The following is a 16,281-nucleotide window of genomic DNA, read 5'->3' as shown; positions in this document are numbered from 1 at the left end:
CGTACTCGGCTCGGCCTCTACTGGTAGGCCTGGTTCAGCGCCCAGATCGCCCAGACGATCACGGCCAGCGACAGCACAACCGCCGCCCCGCCGAGTGCGACTCCCACCCGCGCCCAGGAGGGCGCCGCCTCCTCCTGGCCCCGCGCCCTGTGCAGCACGACGAGGCCGGAGACGACCGCACCGATCCCCGTGGGCACGATGAAGTACACGGGAAAGAAGCGGAACCAGGGCGGGACCCAGGCAGGCAGAAACGGGCACATCATCATCGCGACGGCGGCAGCGCCCAGCACAAACGATGTCGCACCCCGCTCCTGCTGACGCTCCGTCAGCCCTTCACTCGACCCGACTGTCTGCTCAACAGAACTCATGCTCCGGATGCTAGGCAGCGGGCACCGTGCTCCGCTTGGGCGCGAGTACCTAGATCGTCCTGAGTAGCCCGCAGTCGACGATGCCCGGTCAGCGTTGGGCGCACCGGCGTGCGGCGGGCGGGGTTGAGGCCCTGTTCCATCAGGGCGACCGTCGGGGCGTACTCACGGGCGGCTACCCGAGCCAGAGGATGTCCAGGACGGACAGGCGCCGGGTCAGCCGGTTGATCACGTGGACGACGGACAGCTGTCCGATGGAGGCGGCGCGGACGGCCTCACCTTCCGGGTCGCCGGCGTTCCACTGAAGTCAGCCCCACGGGGAACGCCGGGCGAACACGCGGCGAGCGTTGCCGGACAGGCCACAAAGGTGCTCACCCGAGCTCCCCGCGCCCGCCAACGAGATGGTCCGCGACGTCCTGGACATCGCCCCGGTGCGTGCCCGCGGCCTCGACCGTAGGAGCGCCCGCGCAGGGGAGGGAGAGGAAGGTTCATCCATGGATCGGCGGTCTCTGCCTCGTGAAGCAGCCCCGCGCAGCGGATCCGGTGTCGTGGGCGGTGGAGGTGGCGGCGATGGTGACGTCGATGCCGAGGCGGTCGGCGTCGGATAAGGCGACGTCGAGCACGGTAACGGAGCCGCCCGGCGCATCCCTGATGCAGGGGGCCTATCGGTCCGCGGCCGCCTGGAACAGGTGAACACCGATCTGTGTCGATGACCTGCCCCGCCTATCACTAGCCTGTTTGCCGACCTGTGGCGAATCCCCCACCACTCCGGCTCCCATTTCTCTGACCCGCGTGAATGCCCGTTTTCAGGCAATCGATACGCCTGTCCGGGCGAGACATGTGCCGATCCGTCATGTTGCGGAGGTGACACAGCGTCGGTTGCCTCAGCAGTGATGCACAATTCAGGCTTAACGCAATAGAACGGACAATGCTGCGCTGGAGGGGTTCTTGTGGGCAATACACGTGTTGGCCTCAGTATCGGCCTGATGGCCGGTTTCCTAGCTCTTCAGATTCCAGTCGCCGCTGCCGCCGGTGACTCAGGTCTCGACATTCGCCCGCAGCTAACCTCCCACGGCTCCACGGTCACCGTCAGCACCACCGCATGCGGTGCGGACGTGACCTACGGCAAGGGCGAGTCCGAGGCGGCAGGGGCGTTCCACCTGTACGAAGGCGAGAGCAAGGGCGTACTCACCGGCGAGTTCACCGTGCCGGAAGGATCTTCGCCCGGTACCGACACCGTAACCGTCAAATGCCCGCCGCGGACCAGGATCACGGACTCGTACCAGCTCCCAACACGCCAGCCTGACGGTGCCGTCGAGGCCGGTTTCGGAGACACAGGAAGGGAAGCCCCGCAGCTCGCTCTGGGCGCGGCGCTGGTCGCCGCAGCCGCTGCCGGGGGGCTGGTGAGGATGCGCCGCCGCTCGAACCGAAACTGACTGCCTCTGCCCCACCGGCTCCCCCGGCCGGCTCCCGAGGCCTCCCTGGTCCCGGAAGCCGCCGGGAACCGATCGCCTCCCCTCTCCCCCGCTGCAGGCAAAGAACCCACCGCGATGGCCTCCAGGCGTACCACCGACTCTCCCTCATCCCCGTTCATCCCTTCGGCCAGGTCTTTGGCCTGGACGCTCGTGGCGGGGACCTTGCTGTTGGCCGGCGCGGTACACGACGAGCAGCCACCACAGCCTTCCGCCGGCCAGGCACTCTCTCCACTGCCAGGTGCCTCGGTCCACCGCACCGCCGCCCCAGCCGGCCCCGCCGTGTCCCCGCTCCCGCCCGCGGAACCGCTCTGGCTCCGGATCCCCGCCATCAACGTGAACACCCCCGTCACCAAGCTGCACCTCGACTCATCGGGGGCGCTCGAGCCCCCGCCCGCCGACGACCCCAACCGCGCCGGCTGGTACAGCGAGGGCACGGCACCAGGATCTGCCGGGACAGCCGTCACCGCGGGCCACGTGGACCTGCCCACCGGCAACGCGGGCGTCTTCTACGAACTCGGCGCCCTGACCAAGGGCAACACCATCGAGATCGACCGGGCGGACCGGCGCACAGCCGTATTCACCGTCGACGCCCTCGAGGTCTACGACAAGGAACGCTTCCCGAGCAAGAAGGTGTACGGCATCTCCGAGCGCGCCGAACTACGGGTGATCACCTGCGGCGGGGGCTACGCCAAGCACACCGGATACCAGGGCAACCTCGTGGTCTACGCGACACTCACCGCGGTCAGATGAGGCCATCGCTCGGCGTCAGTCCGGCACAGCCGCTGCCTCCTGAGCTGCTCCACCAGCGCCAACCAGGAGCCGACAGGTTGGACACACGCGTCGTTGGACTGCCGGGGGGACTGTCCAATCAACGGCTCTGTCTCACATCCAGTGGCGACGGAAAGTCATGGCGGCGACGAATAGACCACGCACCATGAAGGGATCATGGACGAGTGACGTCGACCGAAGCAGCAGCAATCGCTCTACAGGACCATGCCGCTCTCTGGAGCATGGGGGAAATCCGCGCGAGCGACGTGGTGAATGCCGCCTGTGATGCGCTCGTCGCCGGACTCGACGCCCCCGGCCTTCGAATGCTCGCCGCCTGCACGCGCGCCGAGGCGGATTACGACGTCCACGGCCTGCTTCCCGCAGCACTCGGAGAACTCGGCCTCTCCTTCTATCCAGTCGGCGGCGAGGCCGGTCAGGAAGCCGCCGCCCGAGCCCTCGCACGCCGCATGCTCGCCGGAGAGCTCACGCCTCGGGAGTTCACCTTCCGGATTCATCAGCGCCACGGACATGAGCTGCCCCTGACCGAGCGCCTCGCTGAGCTCGACGACGAGTACGGCATCCTCGAATACGGCGATAGGACCGTGGACCAGGTCAATGCCGAGGTCACCGCCGAAGCCCGCCGCCTCGCAGCCCACCCCACGGTTCCCGCCGAACCCACGGATTCGCCCAGCTGATGCACACCGACCGACCCGCGAGTTCCCGCTGAACAGACTCGGTTTCCCTGAACCCACGGGCCTCCATCGCTGGTAGGAACATCGGTACAGCGGTTATCGGTGAGAATGATCATGTCCGTGTAGCACAGTGATCCATTTCGCCGCTGGGGTTCGGTGAAACGCTTCCGGGCTTGCTCCGGGGCTGACTACGGTCCGGCTCGTACCGGTGGAATTTTTGAGCGATGAACAGGCCGTTATCTGGATTTCTTACGCTCGGCTGGCGTGATGAGCTGGTCCTTTGTGTGGCTGACAGTGTCAGCAACCTCTCCTAGAGTTGCTCAGTGTCACCGGAGCCGATCCGGCTGGCACTGCACGCATGGGAGGCCCCACCCGCATGACCACCTCGTCGTCCGAGCGACCCCTCACCTACGCTGAAGACCTCCGGCCCGAGGACGTTCACGCCCTGGAGACATTCCTCAACGTCCAGTTGGGGCGGGTGTACGAGGAGGTCGGCGAGACTGGTGAGACGTCCTTCGCGATGCGGTCTCTGCTCATCCTGGTCTGCGACTCGGCCGGGCTCCTGCACACGCTGCTCGCGGTGGAGCAGCCGGAGATGTGGCAGCGGGCCGCGATCGTGCGCGAGTGGCAGCGGCTACGCAGTACGGCCCACGAGTTCAACCACTGCGAGGGCTATGACCATGACCGCTGGTGGAACCAGGTACGGCACTTCGACGCCGCCGACGAGACCGCCGAACAGGACCGGATTCGCCGCTTCGCCGATGTCGGGCCTTACCCCGAGTCTGGTCACTGACCGCGTGGGGCGGGGATGCCTCGGCGAAGGTCGCGGAGCTGACCGAGAGCCATGGCGAGTTCGTTGCGGAGCCGTTCGTTCTCTTCGTTCAGTTTCCGGTTGGAGTCGCGCAGCGCTCGCACCACCGTCTCGTGGGACTTGGTGGTGATCCGCTGGTGGTCTGGCAGAGCGGGTCGGCCCGTGGCGGGTTGCTTGCTCGCGAGGTCGCGCAGCCTGGCCAGCAGCAAGGCCTGGGCTTCGTCGTAGAGAAAAGTGCGGGATACACCGGCCCGGGAGGCGACCCCGGCGACGGTGACCGGGCCGCCGTCGCGCTCCAGGCTGTTCAGGACTGCTTGGACGCGTTCAATGCAGTCCAGACGGCGCTGTTGAGCGGCTTCGGCCAGATGGGCCGAGTTGTCAGCCCGCATCAGATGTCCTCTCGGTCTCGTGGCGGACGGCTTCGCTGCCGGCCGGTGGCGGGGAACAGCTCGTCGTGTTCCTGGTCGGTGATGCTCGCGATGACATGCTCGACGGCGGTGGCGAGTCGCTCGTTGATGCCGGCAGCGCGAGGACGCTCCGCTGCCGTGGCGCTGATCTGCAGTTCGCGTGTGCGGGCGAGGGTGTCGCGGTGGATCGGCAGGAACTGCCGATCGGTTTGGAAGTCTTCGCAGAAGTAGCAGCCGTCGGCGGCGGTCTTCGGGCAGGGACGCGCGATGTGCCGTCCGCACCAGCCGCCGGCCACCGCGTGGAGCCGACGCCCGATCTTCTCGGCGAGCCACTCGACGCCGGCCAGGTCGGCGTCGCGGTGGACCTTGACAGCCTCGCCCTTGAGGTTGAAGCGGACCTCGTACTTCTCCTCGTACTCACGGCGAAGCGTGTCGTCCGCGATGCGCGAGTAGTGCTCCTGCATCGCCCACGAGGTGTGACCGAGGACCTCGCGGATGGTGCGTCCGGACACGCCCGCGTTCGCCATTCTGGTGCCCAGGGTGTGCCGGAACTGATGCCAGTTCACGATGGCGGCGTCGCCGTGGGAGTCGATGAGGCGAATGCGCTTCCGCCAGGCGTCGAAGCGGGTGTCGACCGTGCCGTAGGGCATCGGATACTTCCCGTCCGGGTTGCCGCTGACCTTGGGGAACAGCCAGTGGCAGCCGTCGCGGAAGCGTTCCCGGACGCGTCCGTGCTGCCCGCGGATAGCGTCCACCACCACGCGTGAGGCGGGGATGGCGCGGAAGCTCTTGTCCTTGTTCTTGTAGTGGACCAGGGCCCATCGGCCCGACGGGGTCTTCTTCAGACAGTCGGTCTTCAAAGTGAGTGCCTCGCCGATGCGGAGCCCCTCGTCGCGGCAGATCAACACCAGCGTGCGGGTCTCGGGATCGAGTAAGGCGAGGTTCTCCTCGGACTCGATCTGCTCCATCAGGTACTCGTCGATGAAGTTGGCCTTCAGCCCGCGCTGGCGCGGGTACTCGTCCCGATGGATCCGGGCATCGGGTGGCAGCACGGGCTGCCAGCCGTAGCGGCGCCACGTTTCGAGCATGGTGGAGATCACCGACAGCAGGCGGATGCGGCTGCCGGGGCTCACCGGCTGCCCGTAGTGGGGTCCCTTCTTCTCCACCGTCCTGCGGCCGACCCAGCCGATGTACGACTCCAGCAGTGCACGGTCCAGGACTGCCGGGTCGTTCTGCTGGGCGGGGCGGCTTTCGGCGATGAACCGGGAGAAAACAACGACGTCGTGGATGTTGCGCGCGACCGAGCGCAGTTCCGTGCGCGCGAGCCGCAGCCGCATGTACCCCTTGGTCCTCTCCCGTAGCCAGGGCTGGGTGATGCCGGTGAAGTCCAGTGAGTTGTGTTCATCTTGAACGTGCAGGTCACGGGGGTGGCATGGGTGGGTGAGGTCATGCTCGTGCTGGTCGGCGGCGGTTGTCTGCGGTGAAGATCGTCGGTCAGCGGGCGATCTCGTGCCAGTTGACGACCATCAGCGCGCGGACGAGCCGGGTTGCCCTTGAAAAGGGATTAGTTCTTCAGGTGTGCGAAGGCGTGTTCGCAGACGGCTCGTTCTGCGGCGATCAGCTGGTTGACCTGCTTCTTCGCGGGCGGGAGCTTCTTGGGCGTGGTCATCTGGTGGTCTTCCGGTTCCGAAGGGCTGCCGCGGTGAAGCGCGTCATTCCTCGGCCGGGGTGGAGGCTCGGGGAAGGCGTAGCTGGAAGCATGCTCCGAGGGGCCGGGGGGTGAGGGTGAGGGTGCCTCGGTGACGGTGGGCCAGGTCGCGGGCGATGGCGAGGCCCAGGCCGGTGCCGCCGTGGTCGCGGGAGCGGGCGTCGTCGAGCCGGACGAAGCGTTCGAAGATGCGCTCGGCGTCCTCGGTGGGCACGCCCGGTCCGTCGTCGTGCACCGTGAGGACGACCCAGGCGTCCTGGTTTCGGATGGTGATCTGGATGCGGTGTGCGGCGTGGCGGGCGGCGTTGTCGATGAGGTTGCGCAGCAGTCGTTCGTATTCGTCCGGGTTTCCGCGTGCGTGTGCGGGGGCGGTGCTGTCGCAGGTGAGGGTCAACGGCCGTTCGGTGAGGGGGTATTGCTCGGTCAGCCGGGAGGCGAGGGCTGTCAGGTCGACGGTTTCGGGGCCGGCTATGAGGGTGCGGGTGTCTAGGCGGGCCAGGAGCAGCAGGTCTTCGGCGAGGGCCTGGAGGCGGCGGGTCTGTCGTGCGGCGGTGGTGGCCGCGGCGGGCCAGTCGGTGCGTTCCGGGTAGGCGAGCGCGACTTCCAGGCTGGCCAGCAGTGTGGTGAGGGGGCTGCGTAGTTCGTGGGCGGCGTCCGCGACGAAGCGGCGTTGCTGGGCGGCGGCGTCGTCGAGGCGCTGGAGGGTGCTGTTGATGGTGGTGGCCAGGGCGGTGATCTCGTGTCCCGTGGCGGGGACGGTGACGCGTTCGCGGGGGTCGCTCGCGGTGACCGAGGCGGTGAGGACGCGGATGGCTTCGACCGGCCGCAGCGCGATTCGGACGGCGAAGTAGGCGGCGGCGATCAGTACGAGGCTCACGAGCCCGGCCCGCAGCAGCAGGAGGTCGGTGGTCTCGGTGATTGCCTCGGCTGTGTGCGGGAGCACCACCACATATACCCGCAGGTTGGCGTCGGCGGTGACGCCCAGAGCAGCGGCTTTGTCATCGCCCAGAACATCGGCCGGGATATTGGCCGTGATGACCTGATTGGTCCCGCCGGCCACAGAGGATTTGTCATGGGGGTCGTAGTCGGGGTTCGCAGGCAGGCGAACGGTAGTAATGAGCTCGGCCCTCAAGGCTTTCGGCGGGGCGGGCATCACGTGGTGGGTGCCGGGAGCGAAGTCGTCCATGCCTCCGCCGTAGGCGACAGCGGTGCGCCGACCGGTCGCGACGACCTCGTACGGCACAGTGCTTATGGAGTCAGGAATGACACCCTGTTGCAACTTGTCACAGAGAGACCAGAGTTGTTCCTTGGCTTGGTCTTCGGCGATCTGCGTGCTCTGGCGGTAGACGTCGTGGTGCAGCCACCAGCCGATGCCGACCAGGATGACGGCGGCGGCCGAGGCAGCGGCCAGGGCCGCGCGGGCCCGTACCGAACGCGGCCACCAACGGCGCCGCGGCTCAGTCGCGTTCACGGTCGTCCACCAGCCGGTAACCGGTACCCCGTACGGTCTGCAGGGACCGTCGGCCGAACGCGGAGTCCACCTTCTTGCGCAGTGCGCTGACGCGAGCCTCCACCAGGTTGGGATCCAGGGCTTCCTCGGGCCACGCGTGATAGAGCAGATCCGATTTGGAGACCGCCTGACCCGCCCGGCGGGCCAGCAGCTCCAGCACGGCGAACTCCCTGGGCGTGAGTTCCACCCGGGCCCCGGCCCGGCGGCAGACCCGGCCGGCGACATCCAACGAGAGGTCGCCCACAGCAAGGACGGGCGGGGCGACCGTGGCGGCCCGTCTGACCAGCGCTCGCAGCCGTGCGACGAGCACCACGTAGGAGAAGGGTTTGGCCAGGTAGTCGTCGGCCCCCGTGTCCAGGGCCTCTGCCTGATCCCACTCCCCGTCCTTGGCGGTGAGTACCAGGATGGGGGTCGCGTTGCCCTCCCGGCGCAACTGGGCGCAGACCTTGTAGCCGTTGAGTCCGGGCAGCATCAAGTCCAGTACGACAAGGGCGTATTCGCCGGTCCGGGCCATCCACAGTCCCTGCCGGCCGTCATGGGCGAGGTCGACGCTGTAGCCCTCGGCGGTCAGACCGGTGTGCAGGGTGTGGGCAAGGTCCACCTCGTCTTCGACCACCAGGATGCGCATGCGGTGCAGCCTCGCACAGCGCCGGCCCGCCTTCCTGATCGGCTGGTCAGGTTGGGTCAGCCTCCGGTCAACGAGGTCCGGGCACGCTGGCGGAGTTTCTTCGCCACTGCTGAAAGGCCCTGTCGCCGATGTCCGTTGATGAACGTGTCCCCGTCGCGGCCCAGACGGTTTCCCCTCCTGTGCCCGCCCGTCGACAAACACCGGGCCCGGCCAAGGCCGTTGTCGTCCTCGCGCCCTTGGCACTGACCATCGCTCTGGGGCTCTGGGGTATCCGCAGGAAGAACACCATGTGGGGGGACGAGTCCGTCACCTATCAGCTCGCGCACCGCGATCTTTCGCAGATATGGCTCACCGCCCAGCATGTTGATCTGGTTCATGCCCTCTACTACGCCGTGATGCACGAGATCTTCGGTCTCTTCGGCGGAGGGCTGCTGACGTTGCGGCTGCCGTCCGTGCTGGCGATGTCCGTGGCGGCGAGCGGAGTCGGGCTTCTGGCGCTACGCCTAGCGGGACCCCGTGCCGGGCTGGTGGCCGGGCTGGTGTTCCCGCTCCTTCCCCAGGTACAGAAGTACGCGCAGGAAGGCCGCTCGTATGCCATGGTCTGTGCCCTGCTCACTTGGGCCACCTATGCGCTCGTGGTCAGCGTCCCGCATCGCGCCCGGTGGCGGTGGGCGGTCTATGGCTCCACCATGCTGCTGGCCTGTCTGCTCCATGAGTTCGCGGTCCTCGCCCTGGTTGCACACGGCGTCACACTGGTCGTGTCCCGTGTTCCACGACCGGTGCTGAGGGCGTGGAGTGTGGCTGCCGCGGGCGTTGTGGCCGGGCTGTTGCCGCTGGCAATCTGCAGTGCGGGGCAGTCGGAGCAGGTGTCCTGGATCGGCGGACCGGTGCGGCCTGGTTATTTCCTGGTGGTGGCGGTCGTGGGCGTGGCGTGTGCCCTGGCGCCCCTGAGGGTGAGGGGGCCTGTGCGGCTTTCCGCGCTGGCTGTGCCGATTCTTGCGCTTCCGGGCCTTCTGCTGCTGATCGCCTCACTGGTCAAGCCCCTTTTCGTCGACCGGTATGTGCTCTACAGCAATATCGGAGTCGCCTTGCTGCTGGGTGCCTGGATGGATTACTTCCTCCGGCGGCAGCGGTCTTCCCGCTACGTGTGGATCGCGGCGGTTGCCGTACTGGCCGCGCTCGTCCAGCCGAGCCTTTCGCTGAGGACGCCCCAGGGCCGGAGCAATGACGTCACCGCCATCGGCGCCACCGTACGCAAGGAAGGCCGTCCCGGCGACGGGCTGCTCTATCTCTCCGGCCAGCACCGGATCTTGACTGCGGCCAACCCCGAGGACACCCGTTTCCTGACAGATCTCGCCCTGGCACAGGACCCCGTTTCGTCGAACACACTTGCAGGTGTCGAGTTTCCCGCCCAGGAAATTGCGGCACGCATGCTGGAATTCGACCGGATCGTCGTGGTCCGCGCGGCGGGTACGCACTCGACCAACCCGCAGGAGGAAGCGAAAACAAGCACCCTGCGGCGCCACTTCCGCGCGTACGGAACAACCCACGTCAACGGGGCGCGAGTCACCGTCTATGTCCGAGACCACGACCCGTCTCGGAAGGCCGGTCCTGGGTCCAACAGCCCGAGAGAGAGCGGTGGGGTGATGAGGTGACCGCGACTGGTGCCGGCCGGCCAGCACCACCGCCGTCACGCTGTCCCGACCCGGAAGCCATAGACCTCGGCTTGCCGATCGCTGCTGCCGTGGGAGGCTGCGGCTGTTCTCCGCCGCTGCCCAACGGGGAGGTGCGCAAGCTGAAGTTGCTGGTCACAGGGCTGGTGTGCGTGGGCATCGGGATGCTCGTGCTGGTCGCTGGCAGGTGACTTTGGTGAAGATCGTCGGTCATCGGGCGACTTCGCGGTTCGTGAGGACCAGCAAGGCCCTGACCAGGGAGGTCGCCCAGGAGGGGTCGGTGCGCACCTTGCCGAGGACGCGCCAGTTCTTGAGGTGGGCAAAGCCGTGCTCGACGGGTGCCCGGACGGCCGCCAGTGCCGTGTTGGACAGCTTCTGGCCTCGCGTCAGGGGCCGGTTCCGGGCGGCCTTGTAGCCGGTGATCACCGCCGGTTCGGCGTCGGGGCCGCCGTCGTCGAGGCCGACGAATCCCAGGTCGGCGATGGCGCCGAGCCCGACTTCCCGCAGTTTCCGGGTGAGCTGGTCGTGCCGGCAGGCGGTGATCTCCGAGGTGCGCCCTGGGCGGGCCGCCGAGATCCACAGCAGCCGGCCCTGGTCGTCGGTGAGGGCGATCACGAGCAGGCCGTGGCACTTGTTCTTGCCGGAGTAGTTCTTCCGGTTCTCCTTCCCGGTTCTGCGCCGGGTGCGGACCACCGATCCGTCCAGCAGTACCATGCCGCCACCCATTCGGGCGATCTTCTTCAGGGCCCGGTCCAGGCGTGGGGCGCGGGCGGCGAGCAAGCCGATGACCTCGCGGACCCACCGGGTAACGGTGGTGCGGTGTACTCCGTTGCCGCCGGCCAGGTCGCCGGGCCGCTGGTCACAGCGCAGCACTGCCAGCACGATGGTGGCGATCTTCCCTGCGGGCAGGGCGCGCCACCTGGAGCCGATCTTCTTGAGGTGGCCGCGTATTAGGTCGGCGAGCCAGTTCAGAGTGGCACTCGACAGCGGCAGGCGGGCAGTGTAGACGAGGCCGTCAGGGCCCTCGACGGAACTGTTGTTTTTCTTCACACCAAACTCAACTGCCGCCAAAGAGCCGTCAGTTACGCCCCCGCCCCGCACAGTTATGGGCGTGCGGTGAACTGCCCGTCAGGGCGTTTGTGCAGCCAGCCGCGGTCGGCGAGCTTGGTCATCTTTGCCCGCAGAGGCTCCAGCTTGCCGCGCACCGAGGCGTCCAGGCCCAGCCGCTCGCCGACCGCCCTGACCTGCACCGGGCCGTCGGCCTCCCGCACGATCGCCAGGATCTTGCGGTAGTCGCCGGGCAGCGCGCTCTCGTCGGCCGCGTCGCTGCGGTGCGGGATGAGCAGGACCGCCCGCCCGGCCACCTTCACCGACACCGGAGCGACAGCCCCGGCATCGGCCTGGGCCTGCTCGGCCAGGCGGTTCAACACCCGCTCCGCGATCGCCAGTTCATCCCGCTGTCCTGGACCTCCTGAAGCTGCTTGGCCAACTCCTCGGCGAGAGCGTCCAGTTCGCTCCGGCGGGCCGTGATCCACTGCCGCTCCTGCATCCCCGCGCCCCCCGCGCTCTCACAGCGTGTCGACCTGCTGACGGATCGTAGGCGGGGGCCGGTCGTGGGCGCAGCCGAACCCGGCATCCTGCCGGAGCCGAACCCGCCCGATGATCTACGCCATGGTCATCGGCCGCCGACCGGCACGAGTACCCAACTCGCCATTCACACCAGACCCGTGACCTGCGACTTCACGATGCACACCGCTCATTGAGTGCCATCGGGTCGGCGCGGTCGGCGGCCATGGCCTATGCGCACTCGGCCGAGGCGGTCGTCGCGGGTGTCCTCGTGCTGGACGAGCCGTTCAACGCGGCCGCCGCTGGGAGTAGCGCCGATCCGGCCGGGCAGCGCGCCGGCGGTCCGTCGGTCCTGTCATCAACTCCGGCTCAGCCGCCGCGCGATGGCCTCTAGCAGCTCATCCAGCGCGGCCTCGTGCATCCGCCCCTGAGGCCGGGCCAGCCCCACCCGGCTCGGTGAGACCCCGCGGACCGGACGGAACACCACGTCCGGGTGGGAGTAGAAACGGGCCGTAAGCCAGGCTCGGATGGCCTTGGAGCTGTAGCCCTTGTCGCCCAGGACGTGGTCGGGCCGGTTCCGTGGCCGTCCCGGGCCGAGGCGGGGCACCCGTATAGCGTCCATCACGGCGGTGAACTGGGTGCAGTCGTTGGTGTTCCCGCCCGTGACGGTGAAGCCGAGTGGTCGGCCGATGGCGTCGCAGGCTAGGTGGATCTTGCTGGTCAGACCACCTCGGGAGCGTCCGAGTCCGGGGCTGCGGAGCCCCCTTTTCGCGCCCCGGCGGCATGCTGGTGGGCGCGGACGACTGGTGCCTACGCTTCTTGGCGGGCCGGTACCACCGGCAGCACGATGCGGGAGGGCCGGGCGGGGGCGTGGAAGACCTGCTGGCGGGCCACTTGGGCCGTGGTCGCGCTCTCCTCGGGTTCGCCTGTGTTGAGGTTGCGGTCCCAGCGGGGGAAGTTGCTGAAGGTGACCTGGACCCGTATGCGGTGCCCTGCCCGGAAGACGATGCTGGTCGACCACAGGTCCACGACGTGCTCGGCCGGCTCACCCGGGGTCGCCCGTACCCGCACGATGCCGTCGGTCACATTGCGGGAGACGCCGTGCTCGTCGACGTCACACAGCCGTGCCACCCAGTCGGTCGAGGGCCCGTCCGTGGCGGCGAAGAGCACGGCCTTGACGCGGCCGGTCACCTCGATGTCCTCGGTGAGGGGTTCGGTGGTGAAGACCAGGACGTCCTCACGAGCCTCCACGTCCCTCTGGTCGAGAGGCCCGGGACGGAACTCGTCGGACATCAGCAACGCGCCGCCGGTGGTGGGCACCGGGTCCATGGGGTCGTAGGTGAACTCCTCGGCCTGCTCGGCGACAGCGGGCGGCTCCCGCGTCAGGCGCCCGTCGGCGCGCAGGTGGAAGTCCGTGTCCACGGCCCGCGACAGGGGCCATTCCGTCTCCTCGCGCCACTGGTTGACGCCCATGACGAACAGCAGCACCCTGCCCGTGTCCGGCTCCAGCGCCTCACCGTCGCCGATCGTACGCTGGAACCAGTCGAGCTGGAGGCCGTGCAGGGGTCCGCGCATGCCCATGAAGGCGGAGTTCGCGCCGAACCCGAAGTTGACGTCGCCGATGACGTGCTGCTGGTTGGCGTGACTCCACGGACCCATGATCAGCGTGGCGGGCCGGCCGGCGCGGCGCATGGCGGTGAAGTTGTCCAGCGTGCCCTGGCTGAAGATGTCGTACCAGCCGCCGACCTGGAAGGTGGGCAGGTCGACCTCGTCGTGCCGGCCCGCGACACGGGAGGAACGCGCCCAGTCGGGCTCCCGTCGGGAACGCTCGTAGCCCAGCTCGGGCAGGTCGTGCCGGGCGAACGCGGGAAATCGCCCGGCGGGCAGTTCGCCGTAGCCGCCGTCGGCCAGGCCGTCGAGATCCTGCACGAGCCTGCCGAGGCTGCCGCCGAGCGTGGCCGGGTCGGTGCTGTGACGGCGCAGCAGCGCGTCGGCGCCCATCATGAGGGACCAGGGCGCGGTGATGCCGAGTTCGATCGCGCCGCCGCGCGTCCACAGTCCGTCGTCCGGGTCGGACCACGTGACCATCGGCGCGATCGCCTTCAGCTCGGGCGGCTTGGACAGCGCCGCCGTCCACTGGGTGTTGCCGAAGTAGCTGGCGCCGATCATGCCGACGGAGCCGTTCGCTCCGGGAAGGGCAGCGGCCCACCGTACGGTGTCGTACCCGTCGCTCTCCTCGTACGTCAACGGCTCCCACTCCCCATCGGAGGCGAACCGGCCACGGGTGTCCTGGAGGACCACCATGAAGCCACGCCGAGCCGCCGCCAGAGGATCGAGGAGGGCGATCGCCAGGGCCGTCTGCTTGCCGTACGGCAGTCGGCTCAGCACCGGCCACGGCCCCGTGCCCCCGGGCCGGTAGACATCGGCGCGCAGAACGGTGCCGTCACGCACCTCGGCCGGAACATCGAACTCGATCTGAATCTCTGCCATGTGTTGCGCTGTCGGGGACATGGTCGAACCTGGTCCCGTCCCGCACTACACCCGAACGGGGGTGGCTACGGCGCTCCTCGGGGCGGTCACGCCACCGCGTTCAGCAGGTCGGCCAGCAGGTCGGGCCGTTCCAGGGCGATGAAGTGGCCTGCTCCCGGCACCTGCGTAAAGTCGGCGCCCGGCAGCAGCTCCTTGTCGGCTTGCCGGTCCGAAGGACGGGACCAGTCCTTCTCGCCGTAGACGAGGTGGACGGGTGCCTTGACCTCCGGGTAGCGCGAGCGGGCGGCGATGAGACTGGGCATGCTCTGGTATACGGCCCGGGCGACGTTCGGGTAGCCGGGGCGGCGGCCCACCTGGAGGAGTTCGTCGAGGTAGTCCTCCCGCAGCGCGGCCTTGTCGACCAGCCCGCCCTGCAAGATCCTGCGGACGACGGGCTTGGGCTCCACCCCGGCGACCACCGGGCCCACCCCCGGAGTGAGGACACCGCCGACCACCACACGGGCGAGAAGACTGGACCGGGCGATCCCGCCGCGGAAGTCGTACGCGTTCACCGCGACGACGCGCCGGACCCGCTCGGGCAGGTCGGCCGCGGCGGTCAGGGCGAGCACCGCCCCCATGGACTCCCCGACCAACGTCACGTCGTGGAGGTCGAGTTCGGTCAGGAGCCGCTCGACGCCCGCGCGCATGGCCGGCTCGTCGTACGACGCCCCGGGCACGATCTCCGAGTAGCCCATCCCCGGCAGGTCGAGCGCATACACGGTGTACTGGTCCGCGATCAGCGGGATGAGGACGCGGAAGTGCTCGGCCTGGGTGCGCACGGTGTGCAGCAGGACCAGGGGGGCGCCGGTGCCCGCCCTGAGGTAACGCAGGGTTCCCTCGCGGCCGGCGAGCCCCGCGCGCGGGGCGAGGGTGTGGCTGGTGGTTCCCGGAACGTGGATCGTGGGACGTGACTCGTGGCTGGGCATCTCGCCGACTCCTCGGGGTGTAAAGGGGGTTACTTCGCCAGCTGGGCGTACAGGCCGGCCAGCTCGCCGGCCAGGCCGGCCTTGACCTGCCGCGAGATGTCATCGGCGAGCACCTCGTACGCGCCCGTCTCGACGCCGTCGAGGGCGAGTGCGGCGACGTCACGCGGGTCGGACTTGGGCGCCTCGACGTCCGCCGCCAGGTCCGTGTCGACGTAGCCGACGTGAAGTCCGGTGACGGCGATGCCGCGCGGCTGCAGCTCCAGGCGCAGGGAGTTGGTCTGCGACCACAGGGCGGCCTTGGATGCGCTGTAGGAGCCGCCGAGGGCCAGCCAGGAGAGCACAGAGTGCACGTTGAGGAGGTGGCCGCCGCCGTTGCGCTCGATGAGGGGCACGAAGGCGCGTGTGAGAAGCAGCGGGCCGTAGAAGTTGGTCTCGAACTCCCGGCGTACGTCGTCGACCGGGGAGTCGAGGAACGACGCGCCGACCGAGGCACCGGCGTTGTTGATCAGCACAGTCACGTCTTGCGCCTGCGCGGCGGCGGCCGCCACGGAGGCCGGGTCGGTGACCTCCAGCGCCACCGGGACCGCGTCGGGGTGCGTCACCGTGCGCGGGTCGCGGGCCGTGGCGTAGACCTTGCCGGCACCGCGCGCGTACAGCTCTTCCACCAGGGCCTTGCCGATGCCTCGGCTGCCGCCGGTGACGAAGACGTTGGCGCCCTTGAGTGCGGTCATGACTGCCTCCACAGAATGAGAAACCGATCGGTTTCCATCACGGTAAACCGATCGGTTCCAAGACGCAAGCCCAACCGGATCCCCGGACTCACCGGGCGTTCCGTACCCGTGGATCCCCGGGATGACGAGCCCGCCACCTGTCTGACCGGCCTGGTCGATGTCGGCGTCGTCCAAGCCGAGTCGGAGCTTGAGGCCGAGGTTTCCGACCGTGTCGTAGAGCCACTCCGGGACGGTGTCGGGCGTGAGATGGAGGCGGAGGACTGGCGGCAGGGGGATGCCTTCGACGCCGGAGAGGGTGCCCGTCAGGCTCTCGACGTACATGGTGATGCGTCGCCTCGCAGCCTGGACGTCGAGCCGGGCGCTCCATCGATGTGCTGGATCTGCGGGCCGGGTGCCGGACTCCGCTGCTCGGTGTCGCCCTGGAGGAGGGAACCGAGGATGTCCGCGAGGCCGGGGGCGGCGGTCGGGCTCGGTGAGGCCGTCGGAGCCGGG

16 protein-coding genes and 1 pseudogene are annotated in these 16,281 nt (G+C 68.6%); 5 read left to right on the top strand and 12 right to left on the bottom strand.

What is annotated here, in order from left to right; translation table 11 throughout:
- Positions 1 to 17: 17 nt before the first annotated feature.
- Positions 18 to 368 (bottom strand): hypothetical protein, encoded by a 351-nt coding sequence (locus OG933_RS44985; protein ID WP_331739665.1) that lies wholly within the window; start codon positions 366 to 368, stop codon positions 18 to 20.
- 983 nt (positions 369 to 1,351) lie between these two features.
- On the opposite strand from OG933_RS44985, the gene OG933_RS44980 reads away from it, so the two are divergent.
- The 4 genes from OG933_RS44980 to OG933_RS44965 all read left to right on the top strand — a co-directional run bounded on the left by OG933_RS44980 (position 1,352) and on the right by OG933_RS44965 (position 4,093).
- The gene (locus OG933_RS44980) at positions 1,352 to 1,801 is read left to right on the top strand and encodes a sortase (protein ID WP_405624700.1); all 450 of its coding nucleotides are present in this window, start codon (positions 1,352 to 1,354) and stop codon (positions 1,799 to 1,801) included.
- Between the two features lie 114 nt (positions 1,802 to 1,915).
- A complete protein-coding gene (locus OG933_RS44975; RefSeq protein WP_405624701.1) occupies positions 1,916 to 2,590 on the top strand; it encodes a class F sortase in 675 nt (224 codons plus the stop codon).
- Between the two features lie 203 nt (positions 2,591 to 2,793).
- The gene (locus OG933_RS44970; protein WP_405624702.1) at positions 2,794 to 3,303 is read left to right on the top strand and encodes a hypothetical protein; all 510 of its coding nucleotides are present in this window, start codon (positions 2,794 to 2,796) and stop codon (positions 3,301 to 3,303) included.
- A 373-nt stretch (positions 3,304 to 3,676) separates the two neighbouring features.
- Positions 3,677 to 4,093, top strand: a complete 417-nt coding sequence (locus tag OG933_RS44965; RefSeq protein ID WP_405624703.1) for a hypothetical protein — start codon at positions 3,677 to 3,679, stop codon at positions 4,091 to 4,093.
- Here the strand turns inward: OG933_RS44965 and OG933_RS44960 are convergent.
- From OG933_RS44960 to OG933_RS44945, 4 genes are all read right to left on the bottom strand, one after another.
- Positions 4,087 to 4,500: a DUF6262 family protein gene (locus tag OG933_RS44960; protein ID WP_362533170.1), complete on the bottom strand. Its 414-nt coding sequence runs from the start codon at positions 4,498 to 4,500 to the stop codon at positions 4,087 to 4,089. The two genes, OG933_RS44965 and OG933_RS44960, sit on opposite strands and share 7 nt — an antisense overlap.
- Positions 4,500 to 5,855, bottom strand: coding sequence for a tyrosine-type recombinase/integrase (locus tag OG933_RS44955; protein WP_405624704.1), 1,356 nt, complete (start codon positions 5,853 to 5,855; stop codon positions 4,500 to 4,502). Before OG933_RS44955 ends, OG933_RS44960 begins: the two co-directional genes overlap by 1 nt.
- Before the next feature lie 375 nt (positions 5,856 to 6,230).
- Complete coding sequence (locus tag OG933_RS44950) at positions 6,231 to 7,697, bottom strand: sensor histidine kinase (RefSeq protein ID WP_405624705.1); 1,467 nt, start codon at positions 7,695 to 7,697, stop codon at positions 6,231 to 6,233.
- Complete coding sequence (locus OG933_RS44945) at positions 7,684 to 8,364, bottom strand: response regulator transcription factor (RefSeq protein ID WP_327187359.1); 681 nt, start codon at positions 8,362 to 8,364, stop codon at positions 7,684 to 7,686. Before OG933_RS44945 ends, OG933_RS44950 begins: the two co-directional genes overlap by 14 nt.
- A gap of 128 nt (positions 8,365 to 8,492) precedes the next feature.
- Here OG933_RS44945 and OG933_RS44940 point away from each other — a divergent pair, with 128 nt between their 5' ends.
- A complete protein-coding gene (locus OG933_RS44940; RefSeq protein WP_405624706.1) occupies positions 8,493 to 10,019 on the top strand; it encodes a hypothetical protein in 1,527 nt (508 codons plus the stop codon).
- A gap of 228 nt (positions 10,020 to 10,247) precedes the next feature.
- On the opposite strand, the gene OG933_RS44935 is transcribed toward OG933_RS44940, so the two are convergent.
- The 7 genes and pseudogenes from OG933_RS44935 to OG933_RS44905 form a co-directional block, all read right to left on the bottom strand.
- On the bottom strand, positions 10,248 to 11,087 hold the full coding sequence (locus OG933_RS44935; RefSeq protein ID WP_405624707.1) for a transposase family protein: 840 nt from the start codon (positions 11,085 to 11,087) through the stop codon (positions 10,248 to 10,250).
- A gap of 53 nt (positions 11,088 to 11,140) precedes the next feature.
- Positions 11,141 to 11,464, bottom strand: coding sequence for a hypothetical protein (locus OG933_RS44930; protein ID WP_405624708.1), 324 nt, complete (start codon positions 11,462 to 11,464; stop codon positions 11,141 to 11,143).
- Positions 11,461 to 11,586: a hypothetical protein gene (locus OG933_RS44925; protein ID WP_405624709.1), complete on the bottom strand. Its 126-nt coding sequence runs from the start codon at positions 11,584 to 11,586 to the stop codon at positions 11,461 to 11,463. The genes OG933_RS44930 and OG933_RS44925 overlap by 4 nt, the downstream gene beginning before the upstream one ends.
- Positions 11,587 to 12,108: 522 nt before the next feature.
- A pseudogene (locus OG933_RS44920) lies at positions 12,109 to 12,404 on the bottom strand (transposase); the annotation flags it as partial.
- A 9-nt stretch (positions 12,405 to 12,413) separates the two neighbouring features.
- Positions 12,414 to 14,093, bottom strand: coding sequence for a CocE/NonD family hydrolase (locus OG933_RS44915; RefSeq protein ID WP_405624710.1), 1,680 nt, complete (start codon positions 14,091 to 14,093; stop codon positions 12,414 to 12,416).
- Between the two features lie 86 nt (positions 14,094 to 14,179).
- A complete protein-coding gene (locus OG933_RS44910) occupies positions 14,180 to 15,058 on the bottom strand; it encodes an alpha/beta fold hydrolase (RefSeq protein ID WP_405624711.1) in 879 nt (292 codons plus the stop codon).
- 29 nt (positions 15,059 to 15,087) lie between these two features.
- The gene (locus OG933_RS44905; RefSeq protein ID WP_327180882.1) at positions 15,088 to 15,789 is read right to left on the bottom strand and encodes an SDR family oxidoreductase; all 702 of its coding nucleotides are present in this window, start codon (positions 15,787 to 15,789) and stop codon (positions 15,088 to 15,090) included.
- Positions 15,790 to 16,281: the final 492 nt, after the last annotated feature.

The organism is Streptomyces sp. NBC_00016 (assembly GCF_045040885.1).
Classification (GTDB): domain Bacteria; phylum Actinomycetota; class Actinomycetes; order Streptomycetales; family Streptomycetaceae; genus Streptomyces; species Streptomyces coriariae.
This window is presented reverse-complemented; position numbering and strand designations above follow the sequence as displayed.